The organism is Erwinia amylovora, from assembly GCF_017161565.1.
In the GTDB taxonomy this organism is placed as follows: domain Bacteria; phylum Pseudomonadota; class Gammaproteobacteria; order Enterobacterales; family Enterobacteriaceae; genus Erwinia; species Erwinia amylovora.
This window is the reverse complement of record NZ_CP066796.1, coordinates 2,706,389-2,726,153: the sequence shown is the minus strand read 5'-3', so window position 1 is coordinate 2,726,153 and position 19,765 is coordinate 2,706,389. Positions and strand designations below refer to the sequence as shown.

At 54.8% G+C, this 19,765-nt stretch carries 20 protein-coding genes and 3 pseudogenes; 17 read left to right on the top strand and 6 right to left on the bottom strand.

All coding sequences use genetic code 11. The features are described from left to right. Positions 1-22 precede the first annotated feature (22 nt). A complete protein-coding gene (gene trmN, locus JGC47_RS12480) occupies positions 23-760 on the top strand; it encodes a tRNA(1)(Val) (adenine(37)-N(6))-methyltransferase TrmN (protein ID WP_004159205.1) in 738 nt (245 codons plus the stop codon). A gap of 48 nt (positions 761-808) precedes the next feature. Here trmN and JGC47_RS18030 read toward each other — a convergent pair whose 3' ends face one another. Next, complete coding sequence (locus JGC47_RS18030) at positions 809-955, bottom strand: hypothetical protein (RefSeq protein WP_004159204.1); 147 nt, start codon at positions 953-955, stop codon at positions 809-811. A 138-nt stretch (positions 956-1,093) separates the two neighbouring features. Continuing rightward, positions 1,094-1,593: pseudogene (locus JGC47_RS18025) on the bottom strand (FAD-binding protein); the annotation flags it as partial. 465 nt (positions 1,594-2,058) lie between these two features. On the opposite strand from JGC47_RS18025, the gene rpoE reads away from it, so the two are divergent. The 13 genes from rpoE (at position 2,059) to acpS (ending at position 13,812) form a co-directional block, all read left to right on the top strand. Further along, positions 2,059-2,634: an RNA polymerase sigma factor RpoE gene (rpoE, locus tag JGC47_RS12465; protein WP_004159202.1), complete on the top strand. Its 576-nt coding sequence runs from the start codon at positions 2,059-2,061 to the stop codon at positions 2,632-2,634. Positions 2,635-2,664: 30 nt separating this feature from the next. Next, positions 2,665-3,318 carry an anti-sigma-E factor RseA gene (gene rseA / locus JGC47_RS12460; RefSeq protein WP_004159201.1) on the top strand — a complete coding sequence of 218 codons (654 nt, stop codon included), beginning with the start codon at positions 2,665-2,667 and terminating at the stop codon, positions 3,316-3,318. Beyond that, positions 3,318-4,274, top strand: coding sequence for a sigma-E factor regulatory protein RseB (gene rseB, locus JGC47_RS12455; protein ID WP_004159200.1), 957 nt, complete (start codon positions 3,318-3,320; stop codon positions 4,272-4,274). The genes rseA and rseB overlap by 1 nt, the downstream gene beginning before the upstream one ends. Next, positions 4,271-4,735 (top strand): SoxR-reducing system protein RseC, encoded by a 465-nt coding sequence (gene rseC, locus JGC47_RS12450; RefSeq protein ID WP_004159198.1) that lies wholly within the window; start codon positions 4,271-4,273, stop codon positions 4,733-4,735. The genes rseB and rseC overlap by 4 nt, the downstream gene beginning before the upstream one ends. A 409-nt stretch (positions 4,736-5,144) precedes the next feature. Continuing rightward, on the top strand, positions 5,145-5,921 hold the full coding sequence (locus JGC47_RS12445) for an antitermination protein Q (protein ID WP_004159197.1): 777 nt from the start codon (positions 5,145-5,147) through the stop codon (positions 5,919-5,921). Positions 5,922-6,207: 286 nt separating this feature from the next. Further along, positions 6,208-7,095: a hypothetical protein gene (locus JGC47_RS12440; protein WP_004159195.1), complete on the top strand. Its 888-nt coding sequence runs from the start codon at positions 6,208-6,210 to the stop codon at positions 7,093-7,095. A 280-nt stretch (positions 7,096-7,375) separates the two neighbouring features. After that, a complete protein-coding gene (gene lepA, locus JGC47_RS12435; RefSeq protein WP_004159192.1) occupies positions 7,376-9,175 on the top strand; it encodes a translation elongation factor 4 in 1,800 nt (599 codons plus the stop codon). Positions 9,176-9,204: 29 nt separating this feature from the next. After that, on the top strand, positions 9,205-10,161 hold the full coding sequence (gene lepB, locus JGC47_RS12430) for a signal peptidase I (RefSeq protein ID WP_004159190.1): 957 nt from the start codon (positions 9,205-9,207) through the stop codon (positions 10,159-10,161). A gap of 139 nt (positions 10,162-10,300) precedes the next feature. Then, positions 10,301-10,981 (top strand): ribonuclease III, encoded by a 681-nt coding sequence (gene rnc, locus JGC47_RS12425; protein WP_004159189.1) that lies wholly within the window; start codon positions 10,301-10,303, stop codon positions 10,979-10,981. Next, a complete protein-coding gene (era, locus tag JGC47_RS12420) occupies positions 10,978-11,883 on the top strand; it encodes a GTPase Era (RefSeq protein WP_004159188.1) in 906 nt (301 codons plus the stop codon). The genes rnc and era overlap by 4 nt, the downstream gene beginning before the upstream one ends. Before the next feature lie 5 nt (positions 11,884-11,888). Next, positions 11,889-12,626 carry a DNA repair protein RecO gene (recO, locus tag JGC47_RS12415; RefSeq protein WP_004159187.1) on the top strand — a complete coding sequence of 246 codons (738 nt, stop codon included), beginning with the start codon at positions 11,889-11,891 and terminating at the stop codon, positions 12,624-12,626. 74 nt (positions 12,627-12,700) lie between these two features. Beyond that, entirely contained in the window at positions 12,701-13,432 is a 732-nt protein-coding gene (pdxJ, locus tag JGC47_RS12410) for a pyridoxine 5'-phosphate synthase (RefSeq protein WP_004159186.1), read from the top strand. Further along, positions 13,432-13,812, top strand: a complete 381-nt coding sequence (acpS, locus tag JGC47_RS12405) for a holo-ACP synthase (RefSeq protein ID WP_004159185.1) — start codon at positions 13,432-13,434, stop codon at positions 13,810-13,812. Before pdxJ ends, acpS begins: the two co-directional genes overlap by 1 nt. On the opposite strand, the pseudogene JGC47_RS12400 reads toward acpS, so the two are convergent. The 3 genes and pseudogenes from JGC47_RS12400 to JGC47_RS12395 all read right to left on the bottom strand — a co-directional run bounded on the left by JGC47_RS12400 (position 13,809) and on the right by JGC47_RS12395 (position 15,468). Further along, positions 13,809-14,062, bottom strand: a pseudogene (locus JGC47_RS12400) (YfhL family 4Fe-4S dicluster ferredoxin). The gene acpS and the pseudogene JGC47_RS12400 overlap by 4 nt on opposite strands. A 45-nt stretch (positions 14,063-14,107) precedes the next feature. Further along, a pseudogene (locus JGC47_RS18105) lies at positions 14,108-14,218 on the bottom strand (4Fe-4S dicluster domain-containing protein); the annotation flags it as partial. Between the two features lie 410 nt (positions 14,219-14,628). Beyond that, positions 14,629-15,468, bottom strand: a complete 840-nt coding sequence (locus JGC47_RS12395) for a MurR/RpiR family transcriptional regulator (RefSeq protein ID WP_004159182.1) — start codon at positions 15,466-15,468, stop codon at positions 14,629-14,631. 192 nt (positions 15,469-15,660) lie between these two features. On the opposite strand from JGC47_RS12395, the gene murQ reads away from it, so the two are divergent. The 3 genes from murQ to tadA all read left to right on the top strand — a co-directional run bounded on the left by murQ (position 15,661) and on the right by tadA (position 18,064). Then, positions 15,661-16,566 carry an N-acetylmuramic acid 6-phosphate etherase gene (murQ, locus tag JGC47_RS12390; RefSeq protein ID WP_004159181.1) on the top strand — a complete coding sequence of 302 codons (906 nt, stop codon included), beginning with the start codon at positions 15,661-15,663 and terminating at the stop codon, positions 16,564-16,566. 215 nt (positions 16,567-16,781) lie between these two features. Beyond that, positions 16,782-17,420 carry a phosphatidylglycerophosphatase C gene (gene yfhb / locus JGC47_RS12385; protein WP_004159179.1) on the top strand — a complete coding sequence of 213 codons (639 nt, stop codon included), beginning with the start codon at positions 16,782-16,784 and terminating at the stop codon, positions 17,418-17,420. A gap of 164 nt (positions 17,421-17,584) precedes the next feature. After that, on the top strand, positions 17,585-18,064 hold the full coding sequence (gene tadA, locus JGC47_RS12380; RefSeq protein ID WP_004159176.1) for a tRNA adenosine(34) deaminase TadA: 480 nt from the start codon (positions 17,585-17,587) through the stop codon (positions 18,062-18,064). Here the strand turns inward: tadA and mltF are convergent. Further along, positions 18,053-19,534, bottom strand: a complete 1,482-nt coding sequence (mltF, locus tag JGC47_RS12375) for a membrane-bound lytic murein transglycosylase MltF (protein ID WP_004159174.1) — start codon at positions 19,532-19,534, stop codon at positions 18,053-18,055. The genes tadA and mltF overlap by 12 nt on opposite strands. Positions 19,535-19,765: the final 231 nt, after the last annotated feature.

Genomic DNA, 19,765 nt, shown 5'->3' with positions numbered 1-19,765 from the left:
GTTTCCCTTGCAGGTCAGTCAAATGTCACCACAGAAAGCGATTCTTCGCCCCAACGGATTTACCTTCAAACAATTTTTTATCGCTCACGATCGCTGCGCGATGAAAGTGGGCACCGATGGCGTGCTGCTTGGCGCATGGGCTCCGGTTGCCAACGTGCAGCGCGCCCTGGATATCGGTAGCGGCAGTGGACTGATTGCGTTAATGCTGGCACAGAGAACCGCCGACCCGGTACAAATTGATGCGGTGGAACTGGATGAAGCGGCCGCTTTACAGGCGCAGGAAAATGTGGCGGCATCACCCTGGCCGGATAAAGTGCGTGTACAGCAGGCTGATATCGTTGAATGGACGCAACGTTGTGAACACCGCTATTCACTGATCGTCAGTAATCCCCCTTATTTTTCTCCGGGGTCACAATGCGCTTCGCCGCAACGAACTGCGGCACGCTACACCACGGATCTGACACATGAGGTGCTGCTGGGCTGTGCCGGGGATCTGATCGACGAAGACGGTTTTTTCTGCGTGATCCTGCCAGAATCTACGGGGAATAAGCTGGTGGAGCGGGCGCTGAAGCATGGCTGGCATCTTCGTTTTCGGACCGACATTGCCGACAATGACATGCGGCCGCCTCATCGGGTCCTTCTGGCACTGTCACCCAAGCCTGGTGAACAGCTGCTGGACCGCATGGCCATCCGTGGCCCGGACCAGCGCTATTCAGAGGCGCACTGTAGCCTGACGCGCGATTTCTATCTGTTCCGCTGAAGAGGGCGCAAAATGGTCGGACGCGCTTCCCCCGCCGTGCGCGGGTAGTCAGAGCGTAGTGCAGCCCCGGCTTTCTTGACGCCCCATGGCGCAGCGCACCTTCAGCAGCGCCACCTGACCCAGATTGCGCAGTTCCGGCAGAGCGTCAGAGACGCGGAAATTGGCGTAATACTCGTCAATTTCCTGTTGCAGCATAGTGATATGCCGCAGGGCGCGCTACCGCCGTTTGCTGCAGCGAACGATGCCGACACAGCCCCACAGAAGAACGCGCAGTTCATGACAGTTATGCTGGAATACCATCTGTTGTTGAACGAAGCCATCCCCCCGTCATTGGCCAGGCAGGCCGACCTTGTCGAACATTATCAGGTCAACGGCGTGGCTACGTTTAATAATGGTGATGTTCCGGTGGTGAAGCGACGGGTTTACCAGTGTGGTATCCACCGCTTTGCCTGTGGCATCGGCGCTATGCACAATTTGGCGCTGGCTGTGGCCCCCTTTACGCGTCAGGTGGTAGCGATGCGGGCTGTCGGCGCAGGTGTCCTTGTCAGACAGCACAGCTTTTTCAATCATCCACTGCACGCAGTGACGCGCATGGCTGGCGATAAACGATACGGCATCCGGTTCGCACAATCCGTCACCGGCGATAAGCGCATCTTCAATATGGGATCCGCTACTGTCGGTTTCAGCGAACACGGCAGCAATGCCACCCCCTGGTGTACTGGCTTTTTGCTCAGGACGGTGACTCGCTGCTTATCTGCCAGTCGCAGCGCCAGCCCGGCGGCGGCGCTACCAATGATCAACACATCACAGAAATAGCCGGAGGAAAAGGTCATGTTGTTTAATTGACCAAATATAGCAGGCGCTGTGCTTAGCATGAAAATGAGCGAAATAAACAGCTTAAACCCTCCGGGATAGAGATATTCAGCGATATCAGGTAGCGCAGAAATCACTTTGATGACCGCTGTGAACAGTGGCGTTACCCGGCAAAGAGTTTACTATCCAGAACTCTGTCGGCGCGAAGTGATTATAAGGTGAAATAAGAATCGTGTTGCGTTACTCTGCGGGCTTCATCAGGCTGGTGCGCGGATGGAATTCGTGAACAACGTCAGCACAAATCAGCGATAATGCATAATAAAGCCAGCAGATTTGTCTGCGTCACAAGATGACAACACTAAATTATGGCGTAATGGAACTTTCAGCATGATACCGATTCATACCGCATGCTTGCTCGAAATCATGAAGTCAACATTGGGATTGCGGTTACGCGTGGAACAAGATTGGGGGAGATCTTACCTCAGATGAGCGAGCAGTTAACGGATCAGGTTCTCGTTGAACGAGTACAGAAAGGCGATCGGAAGTCATTTAACTTACTGGTAGTTCGCTATCAGCACAAAGTGGCGAGTCTGGTATCCCGTTATGTCCCGTCAGGAGACGTGCCAGATGTGGTACAAGAGTCGTTTATTAAAGCCTATCGTGCGCTGGATTCATTCCGGGGCGACAGTGCTTTCTATACCTGGCTCTATCGGATAGCCGTCAATACGGCCAAAAATTACCTGGTTGCCCAGGGGCGACGTCCTCCGACCAGCGATGTAGATGCAATCGATGCCGAAAACTTCGAAAGTGCTGGCGCGCTGAAAGAAATATCGAACCCTGAGAACTTAATGTTGTCAGATGAGTTGAGAAAGACAGTTTTCCGTACCATCGAGACGCTACCCGAAGATTTACGCATGGCCATCACCCTGCGTGAACTCGATGGCCTGAGCTATGAAGATATCGCTGTTATCATGGATTGCCCGGTGGGTACGGTTCGTTCCCGTATTTTTCGTGCCCGAGAGGCTATTGATAACAAAATTCAACCACTTATCCAACGCTAGCGATAGCGGACACAGGAAGGGTATTGAGCCATGCAGAAAGAACAACTTTCCGCTTTAATGGACGGTGAAACGGTGGACAACGAGCTGATATCTGCGCTGTCCGATGATATCGTGCTGCAGAAAGATTGGGAAAGCTATCACCTGATCCGCGATACGTTACGCGGTGATCTCCCAGCCCGGCTCGATGTCGACATTGCTGCTGGCGTAGCCGCCGCCATTGAATCTGAACCCGCGAAAAACATCAGCCGACTTATCCCTGAAGCGCAGCCAGTACCTGAACAGGCAGCCGCCATGCCGTTCCGGGCAAAAGTGCGTCCGTGGGCCGCTCAGATTATGCAGATTGGCGTTGCGGCCTGTGTTTCCCTTGCGGTGATTGTTGGCGTGCAACAGTACAATCGGCCGGTTGCCGGGCAGTCTTCTGATGCGCCCGTGTTTAACACGCTGCCGATGATGGGACAGGCTTCGCCAGTGAGCCTTGGCGTCCCGGCCGATAATGCTAACGCCGTCGCAAACAATGCCAATCAGCAGGTGCAGGATCAGCGTCGCCGCGTCAATGCCATGTTGCAGGATTATGAACTGCAACGCCGCCTGAATGCGCAGCAGCTTCATTTTGACAGCCCTGACCAGCAGCAGGCCGCCGCTCAGGTTCCTGGTAATCAGTCGTTAGGAACGCAATCGCAGTAATGAAGCAGCTCTGGTGTGCCGTCAGCCTGATGGCTGGTATCCTGATTTACTCATCTGTTGCCCCGGCCGCACCCGTGCAGTCCGGGGCGCTGTTGCAGCAGATGAAACGGGCCAGCCAGTCTCTCAGTTACGAACTTGCCTATATCAATGTCTCTCGTCAGGGCATTGAGTCTTTGCGTTATCGCCATGCCATCATCGACAGCAAGGTTTATGCCCAGCTATTGCAGATGGATGGCCCGCGTCGGGAAATCGTTCAGCGCGGCAACGAAGTGAGCTATTTTGAATCCGGCCTGGAGCCTTTCACCATGCAGGGCGATCATATCGTTGATTCACTGCCCTCGTTGATTTACGCCGATTTTGCTCAGCTTTCCACGGACTATGATTTTGTCTCCGTCGGCCGCACGCGTATTGCCGATCAACTTTGTGAAGTCATACGCATTGTGCCGCGTGACGGCACTCGCTACGGCTACATCGTCTGGCTGGACAGTGAAAGCAGGTTGCCTCTGCGCGTCGACCTGCTCGATCGGGACGGTGAAACTCTTGAACAGTATCGTGTGGTGAGCTTCGCCGTCGATGATGGCGTTGGCAAAATGATGCAGGGGCTGCAAAACGCTAAACTCCCTGCGGTGCTGTCGTTACCGAAGGGTACCCCGTTCACCTTTAACTGGCAGGTTGGTTGGCTGCCGTCTGGGATGAAAGAGGTATCACAAAGTCGTCGCCAGCTGCCAACGCTCGACCGACCGGTCGAGTCGCGCCTGTTTTCCGATGGGCTGTTTAGCTTTTCCGTCAACGTCACGCTGGCAGATAAAACAAGTTCGCCGCAGCTGCTGCGTACCGGACGTCGTACTATGCAGACCGAAGTGCGTAATGATGCGGAAATCACCGTAGTCGGCGAACTCCCGCCGGCTACGGCCAAACGCATTGCAGACAGTATTACATTAGGAACCGCACCATGATGAAAGAATGGGCAACGGTGGTGTCGTGGCAGGATGGTATTGCTACGCTGCACGCCGAAATGAAAACGTCTTGTCACAGCTGCTCGGCCCGCAAAGGTTGTGGCAGTCATATGCTGGAGAAGCTGGGGCCGAAAAATGCGCATGTGATGAAAATCGCCAGCGCTGAACCTCTTATCCCCGGCCAGCGCATTGAACTGGGGATTGCTGAAACCAGCCTGCTCGGTTCGGCTTTTTTGGTGTATATGACCCCGCTGATTGGGCTGTTTGCCTTGGGCGGTGTGTTCCAGATGCTGTTTCACAGCGATCTGGCGGCAGCCAGCGGCGCGCTTCTGGGCGGTATCGGTGGTTTTATTCTCGCTAAAGGCATCTCGGGTTTACTGGGGCGCTCCGCTTCGTTTCAACCGGTGATCCTCAGTGTGGCACTGCCGCCAGACGCGCTGCGCATTCTCAGCGACGGCTAGATAATGCCTTTTGGCCCGCCGGGTGCATAGCCTGTGCGGGTTTGATTATTCTCACATTTTTTCGGTACCCACCTTAATTCCCGTCATCAATTCAGCGATCTGCTGTCTGTTCAGCGCCGGCGGAAACCGCGCAAAACGTCATTTTTAGCAAAAATCACATTTTTAACGTTAAGGCCGCGCCCGCCCTGGATGAAAGCTTTGTCTACCCAGCATTACCAGGTTTTATCTCTTTGGCTTCAATTTTTCATGAATGATTCCAGGTCGCGCCTGGTAAATTATGCCAACGATGTTTTTAACTGATATCAACTGTCGCGTTTGCTTGCCCTCAGGCGGGGCCGGGAGCTATCAAAGCTTCAGTACAATCTGGCAAGGCGTAGTGGATATGCTGCCAGGTGAGAGGGATCCAGCAGTGAAGATCGAAACCGCACTCAATTATTTCAACCCGAAAGGGCAGGGGATCACCGACGGTGCCTGTACGACCGCCACTGACCGCCTGAGCACCAGTGAGGTAATGGCCGCCCTGGCGATATGTCAGAGCAGGGCGAGGTTTGGCGTCAGCGTCTGGATCGGCAAAATGGGCATCAGCCAGCAGGCCGGTGACGAGGTTATCAAACAGCTGACGCGTTATGCGGGCAAATCCGCGCCGGCCCTGCTCAGAAAATCCGCTGGTGACAAAGTAGCCCAATGCATGAGGATTCTGGCAACCTTTGCCTGGCAAGATTACGCACGTTCTGCGGCCGACCGCCAACTCTGTGGTACCTGTAGGGGGAGCGGAGTGATCCCCCTGTCGGCTGGCGTAAAACTGGCCGGTAGAAACGTGGCACCTCAGGATGGCGGTGGCAGCGCGCTGAGATCTCAACGGCAGCATGGCAACAGCTGTGCAACCTGCCATGGCACAGGCACGGTCAGCGTCCGCTGTCGCTGTAATGGCAGCGGGCGCGTGCGGGATATCGCGGCATCGAAAAGGCAAGGCATGCCGGTAGAAAAAGTGTGCCTGTATTGCGGTGGACGCGGGTTCAGGCGTGCGCCATCGTCGCGGGTTTTCAGCGCGATTCGTAGTCAGTTGCCGGCACTGACTCAGTCGTCCTGGTCGCGTAACTGGAAGCCGTTCTACCTGCAGCTAATAGATAAATGTGACGTCGAAGCGACCTTCGCTGCCGCTGAATTTCGCAAAATTACCGTTTAACAGGTGAAACATTGATCGAACCGGGGTGAACTTTGCATAAAAATGGATAATCATCACTAACAGAGTGGGATTTCAATTTCAAACTCATTACGGCCCGACATCAGGCTCCGCAAAAACGCGGGGCCTTTTTGCTTTCTGGCATCCTGTCACCGTCTGCCCCGACTTCGTTCGGGGCTTTTTTATGCCTGAAATTTGCCCACTCCGTCAGCGGCAGCCTGTCAAGGCGGGGTGATGCCGCTGCTGCAAACCCCCTCGTTAATAACCTGTATGTAAAAGGAAATTAGACATGATAACCACTCACAGTCAGCTAATATCGACTGCCATTACACTTGTTTTCTCAACTCAGGGTTTATCGGTCGTCACGCCGCCCAGAACGGCCCACGACATTACCGAGAACTACTTTAATCACTCGACAAACTGCGGCAGCGAAAATAAGCCTGCCTTTTTGTGTTCCGGCGTATTACTGCGCGCTACCGCCGTTTCGGATAACTATCATTCATGGGATCCCAGCCCGCAGTCATTAGAAAGCGGCGGCGTGTCGTTTTCTTATCTCAGGAAGGATGCTAAGTTCACGCGTCTGGCGTATGGCTACAAAAATGGCATGATTTTCTACCCGCATAATAAGGCGCCCTCAGATAAAGATCAGATTGAGGTGCTGTGCGCCTTCCCGGTGGATGCGGATACGGTTAACAGAGAGCACAAAGGCTGTGGCTATCACGCGTTTTACCCCGCTGCAAGCAAGTCATGTCGAACGATGGGCATCCGTACTGCCCATGACTGGTATCAACACTACAAAAGCATCGATCATAATTCACACCAGCATCAGTGTGGTTTTGACACACAGGAGAGTGCGTCCAGAAACGGTTATTACTTTCTCCAGTCACTGGAAGCCAGGCGATTGATGGGGTATAAATTTTTGTCGACTCAGAATGAACTTAGGTTGGCCAGCTGGCAGCCAGGTTCACCCGGAAAATTGCCTCTGCAGGCATTTTTTTATATAGACGGGGGATTGAGCAATGCTCAGCACGACCAGCGCGATTTTTATCAACAAACCGGCAATGTCGTGCCGGTTATCAGGTTAACGTTACCGACGTCGTTACACTCTGATGCGACCTTCAATTACCGGGCGGGCGATCAGGCGGTTAACGCGATACCGTACAGTATCAAAGACTAATATCAGCGGGTAATGGGCTGCTGTTAGCCATACGCTTCTGCCAGTATTGCTCCGCAGCCAACATTAACAGCCTGCCGCTTGTCGGCAGGCTCACCCGCTGGTCTTCTGATCAAGGCTAATGCGCCATTACTTATGGCCTTGTTGTCTTGTATTCTTTCGTGAGCGCAGCGAACAGTGTAATATGCTGGCACATTGATGGTGGGTGCAATGATAGATATGTCCAAAGCCGTGTCCACTGCGCAGAAACGAACGATTTAACTTGCGAAAAAAATTCATATAAATGAAGCACATAAGAAACTTTTCAATCATCGCCCACATCGATCATGGCAAATCAACGCTCTCTGACCGCCTGATCCAAATCTGCGGCGGCCTGACCGAGCGCGAAATGGCAGCACAGGTGCTGGACTCGATGGATTTAGAACGCGAGCGTGGCATCACGATTAAAGCGCAGAGCGTAACCCTCGATTATCACGCGAAAGACGGTGAAACTTACCAGCTCAATTTTATCGACACGCCTGGCCATGTAGACTTCTCATACGAAGTTTCCCGCTCGCTGGCGGCATGCGAAGGTGCACTGCTGGTCGTAGATGCCGGGCAGGGTGTGGAAGCCCAAACTCTGGCTAACTGCTATACCGCGATGGAAATGGATCTGGAAGTTGTACCGGTACTGAACAAAATCGACCTGCCGGCGGCAGATCCGGACCGCGTATCGCAGGAAATTGAAGATATCGTCGGCATCGATGCTACTGATGCGGTACGCTGCTCGGCAAAAACCGGCGTTGGCGTACCTGAAGTGCTGGAACGTCTGGTGCGGGATATTCCGCCGCCGGAAGGCGATCCTGAAGGTCCGCTTCAGGCGTTGATTATCGACTCCTGGTTTGATAACTATCTCGGCGTGGTCTCGCTGGTGCGTATTAAAAACGGCACCATGCGCAAGGGCGAAAAAATCAAGGTGATGAGCACCGGCCAGATTTATAACGCCGATCGCCTGGGGATTTTCACACCAAAACGTGAAGATACTGACGTGCTGAACTGCGGCGAAGTGGGCTGGCTGGTTTGTGCAATCAAAGATATTTTGGGCGCACCGGTCGGCGATACGCTAACGCTGGCGCGTCATCCGGCGGAAAAAGCCTTACCGGGTTTCAAAAAGGTTAAGCCGCAGGTTTATGCCGGTTTGTTCCCGATCAGCTCTGACGATTATGAAGCTTTCCGTGATGCGCTGGGCAAACTGAGCCTGAACGATGCTTCTCTGTTCTATGAGCCAGAAAGCTCTACGGCACTGGGCTTCGGCTTCCGCTGCGGCTTCCTCGGGCTGCTGCATATGGAGATCATCCAGGAGCGTCTGGAGCGCGAATACGATCTTGAGCTGATTACCACAGCGCCGACCGTGGTGTACGAAGTTCAGACCACCGACGGTCAGACCGTCTACGTTGACAGCCCGGGCAAGCTGCCGCCGCTAAACAATATCGAAGAACTGCGTGAGCCGATCGCCGAGTGCCATATGCTGTTGCCGCAGGAGTATCTGGGTAACGTCATTACGCTGTGCATCGAAAAACGCGGCGTGCAGACCAATATGGTTTACCACGGTAACCAGGTGGCGTTGACCTATGAGATCCCGATGGCGGAAGTGGTTCTTGATTTCTTCGACCGCCTTAAGTCAACCTCACGCGGCTATGCGTCACTGGATTATAATTTCAAACACTTCGCCGCCTCTGACATGGTGCGTGTTGACGTACTGATAAACAGTGAGCGCGTTGATGCACTGGCGCTGATCACCCACCGCGATAACTCACAGTACCGTGGGCGCGAGCTGGTGGAGAAGATGAAAGATCTGATCCCGCGTCAGCAGTTTGATATCGCCATCCAGGCGGCGATTGGCAACCACATCATTGCCCGCTCAACGGTCAAGCAGCTGCGCAAAAACGTGCTTGCCAAGTGCTATGGCGGTGACGTTAGTCGTAAGAAAAAACTGCTGCAGAAACAGAAAGACGGTAAGAAACGCATGAAGCAGGTAGGTAACGTCGAGTTACCGCAGGAAGCGTTCCTTGCCATTCTCCATGTCGGTAAAGACAGCAAATAAGCCCGTTTTCGGGCCGAGAGGGAATTGGAATGGCTAATATGTTCGCCTTGATTTTGGCGATAGCAACGCTTGTTACCGGCATCATCTGGGGCATAGACAAAGTTAAATGGGCGCCGGCTCGCCTGGCTAAACGTGCTGCGGCGCGCGCTGAAGGAAAAGCAGAAACGAAAGCTGACAAGCAGCCGGGCTGGGTAGAAACCGCTGCGTCCGTGTTTCCGGTTCTGTTAGTCGTTTTCGTGGTGCGGTCATTTATTTATGAGCCGTTTCAGATCCCTTCAGGATCGATGATGCCGACACTGTTGATCGGTGATTTTATTCTGGTAGAGAAATTTGCCTATGGCATCAAAGATCCGATTACGCAGACGACCCTGATTGCCACCGGGCATCCGAAGCGTGGCGACATTGCGGTATTCAAATACCCGAAAGACCCGAGTCTGGACTATATTAAGCGCGTGATCGGCCTGCCGGGCGATCGCATCACTTACGATCCGTTGGGCAAAACTGTATCGGTGCAGCCTGCTTGCGCTGACGGCCAAAGCTGTGCAAACGCGCTGCCGGTAACCTATTCTGACGTGCAGCCAAGTGATTTTATTCAGACCTTTAGCGGCTTTGGCGGCAATGAATCCGGCAACGGTTTCTACCAGATCCCGCAGGATGAAACAATGCCAGGTGGGCTGCGTTTAGCGATCCGTGATGAAACGCTGGGTGACCTGACGCATCGTATACTGATGGTGACCCAGGCACAAAGCCAGCCGGGTTCTTACTATCAGCAGCCGGGGCAGCCGCAGTCGAGCTGGACAGTGCCACAGGGCATGTACTTTATGATGGGGGATAACCGTGATAACAGTGCTGACAGCCGTTATTGGGGCTTCGTACCTGAACGTAACCTGGTGGGCAAAGCGACCGCGATTTGGATGAGCTTTGACAAGCAGGAAGGGCAATGGCCGACGGGCGTTCGCCTGAGCCGCATTGGCGGTATTCACTAATGTTTGCCTGTGGCTGACATTGACTTAGGGTGGCCTGTTAACCTGACAGGCCACTGCACACGAAACAGAAAGTGTTGGTGTACTGGCTCAGCCCTGTTCCCTGTGCAGCATAATTGACGCATTCAGAAATTGGTAACGCATGAATCCCATTGTAATTAACAAGCTTCAGCGGAAGTTGGGCTACACTTTTACTCATCAGGAATTATTACAGCAGGCACTCACTCACCGCAGTGCCAGCAGTAAGCACAACGAAAGACTGGAATTCCTCGGTGACTCTATTCTTAGCTACGTGATTGCAAACGCACTTTATCAGCGCTTCCCACGCGTGGATGAAGGCGATATGAGCCGTATGCGCGCAACGCTGGTTCGCGGTAATACGTTGGCTGAAATGGCACGGGAATTTGACCTTGGCGAATGCTTGCGCCTGGGGCCTGGTGAACTGAAAAGCGGCGGCTACCGTCGTGAGTCGATTCTGGCAGACACCGTTGAGGCGTTGATTGGCGGGGTTTTCCTCGACAGCGACATTCAGAGGGTGGAACAACTGATCCTCAGTTGGTACGCCAGCCGTCTCGATCAGATCAGTCCAGGCGACAAACAAAAAGATCCAAAAACGCGTCTGCAGGAGTTTCTGCAGGGCCGCCATCTGCCGTTGCCCTCTTATCTGGTGGTACAGGTTCGGGGCGAAGCGCACGATCAGGAATTTACTATTCACTGCCAGGTAAGCGGCATGGCAGATCCGGTTGTGGGAACCGGATCCAGCCGCCGCAAAGCTGAGCAGGCAGCGGCCGAACAGGCGCTGACTAAGCTGGGAATTGAATGAGCGAACTAATCCCCCATTGCGGCTTTATAGCTATTGTAGGCCGTCCGAACGTTGGAAAATCCACCTTGCTGAACCAGCTTTTGGGTCAGAAAGTGTCCATCACCTCGCGTAAGCCACAAACCACGCGCCACCGCATTATGGGCATCCATACCGAAGGGCAATATCAGGCCATTTATGTTGATACACCGGGCCTGCATATGGAAGAGAAGAGGGCGATTAATCGCCTGATGAACCGTGCGGCCAGCAGCTCGATTGGCGATGTTGAAATGGTGATATTTGTCGTAGAAGGCACGCGCTGGACCGCCGACGACGAAATGGTGCTGAACAAGCTGAAGGACGGCAAAGTGCCGGTGCTGCTGGCGATCAACAAGGTCGACAACATCACTGACAAAAGCATTTTGCTGCCGCATTTACAGTTCCTTGGCCAGCAGATGAACTTTATGGACGTGGTGCCGATTTCCGCCGAAAAAGGCAGCAACGTCGATACTATCGCCAGCATTGTGCGTAAGCGGCTGCCGCAAGCGGAGCACCACTTCCCGGAAGATTACATCACCGATCGATCGCAGCGCTTTATGGCGTCAGAAATCATCCGTGAAAAGCTGATGCGCTTTCTCGGCGCCGAGCTGCCCTACTCCGTCACGGTAGAGATTGAACAATTTGTCACCAACGAGCGTGGCGGGCTGACCATCAACGGCCTGATCCTCGTCGAGCGGGAAGGGCAAAAGAAGATGGTAATCGGTAACAAAGGGGCCAAAATCAAAACCATCGGTACTGAGGCGCGCAGAGATATGGAAGAGATGTTCGAGGCGAAAGTCCACCTTGAACTGTGGGTTAAAGTGAAGTCCGGCTGGGCGGATGATGAACGCGCCTTACGCAGCCTGGGCTATACCGACGACCTCTGATCCCGATGGATGGCTGGCAACGCGCGTTTGTCCTGCATGGACGCCCCTGGAGCGAGACCAGCCTGCTGCTTGACCTGTTCTCCGAACAGTGCGGTCGGGTAAGGGTACTGGCCAAAGGCGCCCGCTCCAAACGCTCCAGCCTGAAAGGGGCATTACAACCTTTTACGCCGCTGCTGGTGCGCTGGAGCGGTCGTGGCGAAGTCAAAACCCTCCGCGCTGCCGAACCGGTCTCACTGGCGCTGCCGCTTAGCGGCACCACGCTTTACTGCGGCCTGTACGTTAATGAACTCCTTTCACGCGTGCTGCAACACGAAACTGCCTTCAACGAACTGTTCTTTGATTACCTGCAATGCATCCAGACGCTGGCGGCCGATTCGGGGTCGCCCGAACCGGCGCTTCGGCGCTTTGAACTGTCAATGCTGGGCCATCTGGGCTACGGCGTTGACTTCCTGCACTGCGCCGGAAGTGGTGAAGAGGTGGCAGACAGCATGACCTACAGCTACCGCGAAGAGAAAGGTTTTATTGCCAGCCTGGTGGCAGGGCACCGCAGTTTCTCTGGTCGCCAGCTGCGCGCGCTGTCTGCTCGTGAATTCCCTGATGCAGACACCCTCCGTGCCGCCAAACGTTTTACCCGTATTGCCCTGAAACCTTATCTTGGCGGTAAACCCCTGAAGAGTAGCGAGCTTTTTCGGCAGTTCTTGCCGAGAAAACCAGCAGATACCGCGGCAGCAGGCGAAGAATAGTTACGCTTAATACCCTTCAAAGCAGTGAACGTTGTACACTCGGCAAAACCGTTTATGAAAATCTGAGGACTCTCATGGCAGAGCTGTTATTAGGCGTCAATATCGATCACGTTGCGACCGTACGCAATGCGCGCGGCACCCACTATCCCGATCCGGTTCAGGCAGCGTATGTTTCCGAACAGGCAGGGGCCGATGGCATCACTGTCCATCTGCGTGAGGATCGTCGTCATATCACCGACCGCGACGTGCGCATTCTGCGCGAAACCATTCAAACGCGGATGAATCTGGAGATGGCCGTGACCGATGAGATGGTCGACATCGCCTGTGAGATCCAGCCGCACTTCTGCTGTCTGGTGCCGGAAAAGCGTGAGGAAGTGACCACCGAAGGCGGCCTCGACGTGGCAGGTCAGCAGGATAAAGTGACTGCGGCAGTTAAGCGGCTGAACGCCGCGGGCATTTTGGTTTCGCTGTTTATTGATGCCGACCCTCGTCAGATCGATGCCGCAGTGGCTGCGGGCGCCCCCTATATTGAAATTCACACCGGCGCCTATGCCGAAGCTCAGGAGGGGCCAGCGCGTGACGCGGAGCTGGCACGCATTGCCGAAGCGACCACTTACGCAGCGGGCAAGGGGCTTAAGGTCAACGCGGGTCACGGCCTGACTTACCACAACGTGCTGCCGGTTGCCGCACTGCCGGAAATGCACGAGCTGAATATTGGTCATGCCATCATTGGCCGCGCGATGTTCAGCGGCCTGGCCGCTGCGGTGCAAGAGATGAAGCTACTGCTGCGCGCTGCGCGCCGCTAATGGCTATTCTCGGTCTCGGTAGCGATATCGTGGAGATCGCCCGCATTAGCGCGGTGATTTCCCGCAGCGGCGATCGGCTGGCACAACGGGTACTGAGCGAAAACGAATGGCTGCAGTATCAGGCGCATCAGCAGCCGGTGCGCTTTCTTGCCAAGCGTTTTGCCGTAAAGGAAGCGGCGGCGAAGGCGTTTGGTACCGGCATTCGCGGCGGCCTGGCGTTTAATCAGTTTGAAGTTTATAACGATGAACTGGGTAAACCGGGCCTGAGGTTTTTGCAACACGCGCAGGAAATGGCCAGGCAGCTGGGCGTGGCGCATGTACACGTCACGCTGGCCGATGAACGGCATTACGCCTGTGCCACGGTGATTATTGAAAGTTAACCGGCGGGATGCAGCAGTACAAACTTTTGCCATAGCCTGTCGGCCGTTTCCAGGCGCTGTGGGGCGATGATAATGGCGTTATCAACAGAACAAACCCCTGGCAGGCTGGCGCATCGTAGTGGCCGATGCACTCGATACGGCGAGCGCTGTCGATGCTGAAGTACTCTTCTCCCATCGGGATTGCCTGATTGGGCCATTCCGGTTCGCACATATCGCAGTTGATGCAGCGTTTTGTTATTAATAAAGCCACTAAAACCCTCCTGTGTAGGAGCCGGTCATAACCTGACAGGATACGGCGAGCGCTGTCGATGCTGAAGTACTCTTCTCCCATCGGGATTGCCTGATTGGGCCATTCCGGTTCGCACATATCGCAGTTGATGCAGCGTTTTGTTATTAATAAAGCCACTAAAACCCTCCTGTGCAGGAGCCGGTCATAACCTGACAGGATAAGGAATTTTGAGCGGTGCAGAGTAACACAGCGGACCGGAAGGTCCCGTCATGACGATTTCAGAGCGGCTTGGACGGTATGGGCGGCGGCAAACTGATCGATACGGCGCAGCGACAGCCGGGGAACTCTGACGTTCATTTTGCCAGCCCCTTCCCCTTAGCCGGGTCATATCCACATTAACTCACGCCTGCATAATCATCATTGCCGGTGCAGTCTTCCATGCAGGTTGCATCCGGCAGCGCTTCTCACTCTTCCACCCTTCATTCGCAATGGCTTCGCGTACGCTCCCGATCGCATGCCGATCATCTTCGCCGCCTGAGAAGCCGTCAGGGATAAAATGGCGCAGATGCCCACTGCGCATTTGGCGATCAAACCAGCTTTTTCACCAGCGCCTCGCTGTGGCGAATATGGCTGGAGGCGCGTTCCTGATCGTGTTGGATCAGGGCCATAAACAGCAGATCGGTCAGCGTCAGCTGGGCGGTCGTCGAGGAAAGAGCAGCGCTGCGCGTGCTCTGCTCTTCCGCTACGGTATACAGGCAATGATTAGCCGACTGTTGCAGGGTATTCGGGGTGAAGCCGGTAAATGCCAGTACCGTGGCACCGATGCGCCGCGCTTCCTGTGCCGCCAGGTTAATCTCGCGCCGCTCTCCGGTGTAGGAAATGGCCAGCAGCACATCGCCCACGCTTAACGCCTGGACGCTGGCCAGCAGTGCGTGCATATCCTGTTCTGCCACGGCGCTGATACCAATTTTCATCAGTTTCCACGAGAAGTCTTTCGCCACCAGCCCGGAAGCGCCAATCCCTATCAGCACAATGCGGCGTGCCTGCTTTAACAGGCGGAGCGTTGCCAGCAACATCTCTTCACTGTTGATATCCAGCGTGGCGCGAATAGCTGATGTTTTTTCACTTAACAGCTTCTCACCGACCACCTTGAGCGCATCGTCGCTCAGGATGTGATTATGTACGGTGGTGGCATCCTTCCCTGCCAGCGATTCACTGAGCGCCAGCTTTAACGCGGGAAATCCCTTATAACCGAGCTTCTGGGCGAACTTGACCACGCTTGACTGGCTGACGCCCGACTCATCAGCCAGTTTCTGTGAACTCAGGTGGAGTGCATGCTCCGGCTGCGACAGCAGGTAGTCAGCAAGACGGCGTTCATTCATCGCCAGGCTGGGATAAAGCTGACGGATACGCAGCAGTGAACTCATCTCTTTTCCTCTCAAGTATTCAGGCCTGTTATCGTGAATTATGGCTAAACATAACAGACAGAATACTCAGTCTAACGTGCATTTTAGGGTTTCCATGACTAAACGCGTTAAAATGACCCAAGGTTGAGATTAAAACTGGCGGATGCCGATATAGTCATCGCTGGATAAATAAAACAGGCAGAAGGAAAAATGATGAATATTGGCTCACTGATATCCGAAACGCGTAATCCCGATACGCTCGATCTCGATAAATTGTCGACGCTGGAAATGGTGACTAAATTCAACCAGCAGGATGCCACCGTGGCGGGGGCTGTCAGCCTGACTTTGCCACAGGTGGCCGATGCTGTTGATGCCGCCGCGGCCGCCCTGTCTGCCGGCGGGCGTCTGATCTATATTGGAGCCGGGACCAGCGGCCGCCTGGGCGTGCTGGACGCTTCTGAATGCCCGCCTACCTTTGGCGTACCAAACGACATGGTGATTGGGCTGATTGCCGGCGGCCCGGCAGCCCTGGTGACGTCGATAGAAGGGGCGGAAGATGATGAGCAGCTGGGCGTCAGTGACCTGCAGGCGCTAAATATCAACGCTAACGATATGGTGGTCGGTCTGGCCGCGTCCGGGCGCACTCCCTACGTAACGGCTGCGCTGCGCTATGCGCGCCAGTTGGGTTGCCGTACTGCCGGGATATCCTGTAATCCGCATTCACCGCTGGCCCTCGAAGCTGGAATAGCGATCTTGCCGCTGGTCGGGCCGGAGGCACTGACCGGCTCAACCCGTTTAAAATCCGGTACGGCGCAAAAGCTGGTGCTGAATATGATTTCTACCGGGGCAATGGTGAAAATCGGCAAGGTGTATCAGAACCTGATGGTGGATATGCGGGCGTCGAATATCAAGCTGGTCGACCGCGCGCGCCGCATGGTGTGTGAAGCCACCGGTTGCGAGTCGCAGCAGGCGGAGGCCGCCTTAAAGCAGACGCAATATGAGGTAAAAACCGCCATCCTGATGCTGCTGACCGACCTGTCCGCCGGGCAGGCTAAGCAGAGCCTGTCCGCCCATAACGGCTTTTTGCGAGCAGCACTGCAAGACCCTGACCGGCGCTAACAGCACAGAGAAAAATCTGAGGCGGGCGATTAGCCTGGCTGTCATTGGCTGTGCTAAGGTTGCCAGCCCGATCGGCGTTATCCCGCACCGGCGGCCACTGGCGCTTAGCGCTTTTGCCGGTCAAATAAGGGTATTTTGACCGGCTGGTTAAGCGCAGCAGTCGGCGGTTTTCCCTCGGTCTGGTTTATGGGTTTGATTACCCTGAGGAGTAAGGTTTGACAAGCGGTAGTGAACGACGCGTAGTCTTTTTTGACCTTGATGGCACCCTGCATCGGCAGGATATGTTTGGCACTTTTTTGCGCTGGCTGCTGTGGCGTCAGCCGCTTAATCTGCTGCTGGTCATTCCATTATTACCGGTAATGGCGCTGGGCCTGTTGCTAAAGGGCCGCGCCGCGCGCTGGCCGATGAGTCTGCTGCTGTGGTCAGTGACTTTTGGCCACGGAGAAGAGCGTCTGCTGCAACGGGAAGAACAGTTTGCCAACTGGTTTCGTCAGCGCGTTACGGCTTTTCCGCTGGTGCAGCAGCGGCTGACTGACTATCTGGGCAGTGAAGATGCCGATGTCTGGCTGATCACCGGTTCACCCCAGGCGCTGGTGGAGCGGGTCTATTTCGATTCAGCTTTTCTGCCAGGAGTCAAACTGATCGCCAGTCAAATGGCGCGCGCTTTTGGTGGCAGAGTGCTGATAATGCGCTGTCTGGGCCATGAAAAGGTGGCTCAGCTGGAAGAACAGATCGGTACGCCGTTACAGCTTTACAGCGGTTACAGCGACAGTAAACAGGATAATCCGCTGCTGTTTTTCTGCCAGCACCGTTTTCGCGTTACCCCGACGGGGGAGCTGCAGCAGCTGGAATAATGTGCTGCTCAGTTTCGCCCGATCCTGTCGCAATCTGCTGCTGCAATGGCGCAATATCCGGCACATCCCCGGTCCGGTTCCTTCGCTTTTCATGTGTTTGACGCTTTCCTGCAAGCAGAATTATTTCGGTATATAATGTCGCGTTTTTTTTGCTGGAGGCGCAGGTGACTGATCACAATGATGAATACTGGATGCGCCACGCGCTCCGGCTGGCTCGCCGGGCATGGGACGAGGGCGAGGTGCCGGTGGGGGCAGTGCTGGTGCTGGATAATCAGGTTATTGGCGAGGGTTGGAACCGCCCTATTGGTCACCATGACCCGACGGCCCATGCTGAAATGATGGCGCTGCGCCAGGGGGGTAAGATGATAGAGAATTATCGCCTGCTGGATACCACGCTGTACGTGACCCTGGAGCCTTGCGTGATGTGCGCTGGTGCGATGATCCACAGCCGCATCGGACGGCTGGTGTATGGGGCGCGTGATGCGAAAACCGGTGCGGCAGGTTCATTGCTCGATGTGCTGGGGCATCCGGGGATGAACCATCAAGTGCCGGCTGAATGTGGCTTACTGAATGATGAGTGCGCGGCAATGCTAAGTGATTTTTTTCGCCAGCGACGGGCTGAAAAAAAAATGCTACGGCAGTAGCAAAACCCCGGTCGGGTTTAACGCTGTTTTAGCCTCCACCGCCGGATAAGCCTGGTTCAGTTCGGCTTCTGTCAGCGCCTTCTGCGCCAGCCTTCTCTCCTGATCCTGCAAATAACCGACCAGGCTTAGCTGATATTTACGGATATTCTCCACGTAGGTATAAGCCTCATGGCCACGGGCATAGCCGTAGGTAGTCTGGCTGTAGTAACGTTTTTGACTGAGCATCGGCAGCCGTACTTTCACATCCGCCCAGCTGTTCGGATCGCCTTTCTGTTTTTCCGTCAGCTTGCGCGCATCAAGCATATGGGCGTAACCCATATTGTAGGCGGCCAGCGCAAACCAGATTCGCTCATCTTCAGGCACGCCCGACGGGACTTTCTCCATCATGTGCACCAGATATTCACTGCCGCCACGAATGCTCTGCTCGGGGTCGGTACGATCGCTGACATTCAGGCTGTCGGCGGTATTGCGCGTCAGCATCATCATGCCGCGCACGCCGGTAGGGGAGGTGGCCAGCGGATTCCAGTGCGACTCCTGGTAAGAGATGGCCGCCAGCAGCCGCCAGTCAATTTTCCTGGCATACTTCTCAAACAGCTGGCGAATATCCGGTAGCGTTTCGTCAATCGAACGCAGGAAAGTGCGGGTATCGACATAATCAAACGTGCCAACGTGGCCGAGATACTTCTCATCAAGGCGGGCAATAACACCTTCTTCCGACATTCTGCTGAAGAAATCGAGCATCGCCGCGCTCAGGCTGTCATTCGGCTCCTGTCGGATGTACCAGGTGACGGCTTCGTCATCGGTAATATCGAACGCCACCGCCAGCTGGGGGTGAATACGCTGCATCAGCCCAATGGATACCGAGTCGGCAATGGTATAGTCGAACTTACCGTCTGCCACGGCCTGTAATAAGCCCTCGGGCGTCCGATCGGTGGAGATCGCCCAGTCGAGATCGGAATACTGACGGTCTTTAACCTCGCGCAGCGAGGACAGATAGGCTGAACCAGAAGCCACCGTCAGGCGGCCTCTGAGATCGCCAAGGTTTTTCGGGCGTGGCGTACCGATGCGGTAGACCAGCTGCTGTGAAACGGAATAATAGGCCGGACCGGCACGAAAACGCTTCAGCCGCTCACCGTTGTAAATCAAACCGGCAGCCAGCAGGTCGGCTTTATCGTCCGCCAGGTCGTCAAACAGATCGGCCAGATTCGGCCGCACGGTGACAGCCAGCCTGACTCCCAAATAATCGGCAAAGCGCTTTGCCAGCTCGTAATCCATACCGGCCGGAGATTGATTAACGGTGTAGTAAGTCAGCGGGGAATTGATGGTGCTGATACGCAGCACCCCGCGCGATTTAATCTGCGCGATACGGTCTTCAGAGCCGCCATACCACGGGATCGATGGCCACAATGCCAGCGCAAGTAGCACGGTGATTAATCCGATCAACAGATAATTAATTTTCAGGCGTTTCAAATAGTTATCTCTCGATTTTTCCCGGGCGTCTGTCTTTTTAGGCAGTATTTATGGTCTGTAATCGAACCCGGGCGTGGGGCATTTTGCTTAACTACGGGCTGCACCGCAACTGAATTTCACCACTTTAGTGTGCTTTTTAGCCGTCCTGGTTCGCCGATTAATTCTGCGCAAACGGTTTCGTAACTAACCGGGATTCTCTATAATAGCGCCGGTTTTCCCTGTTGCGCCCAA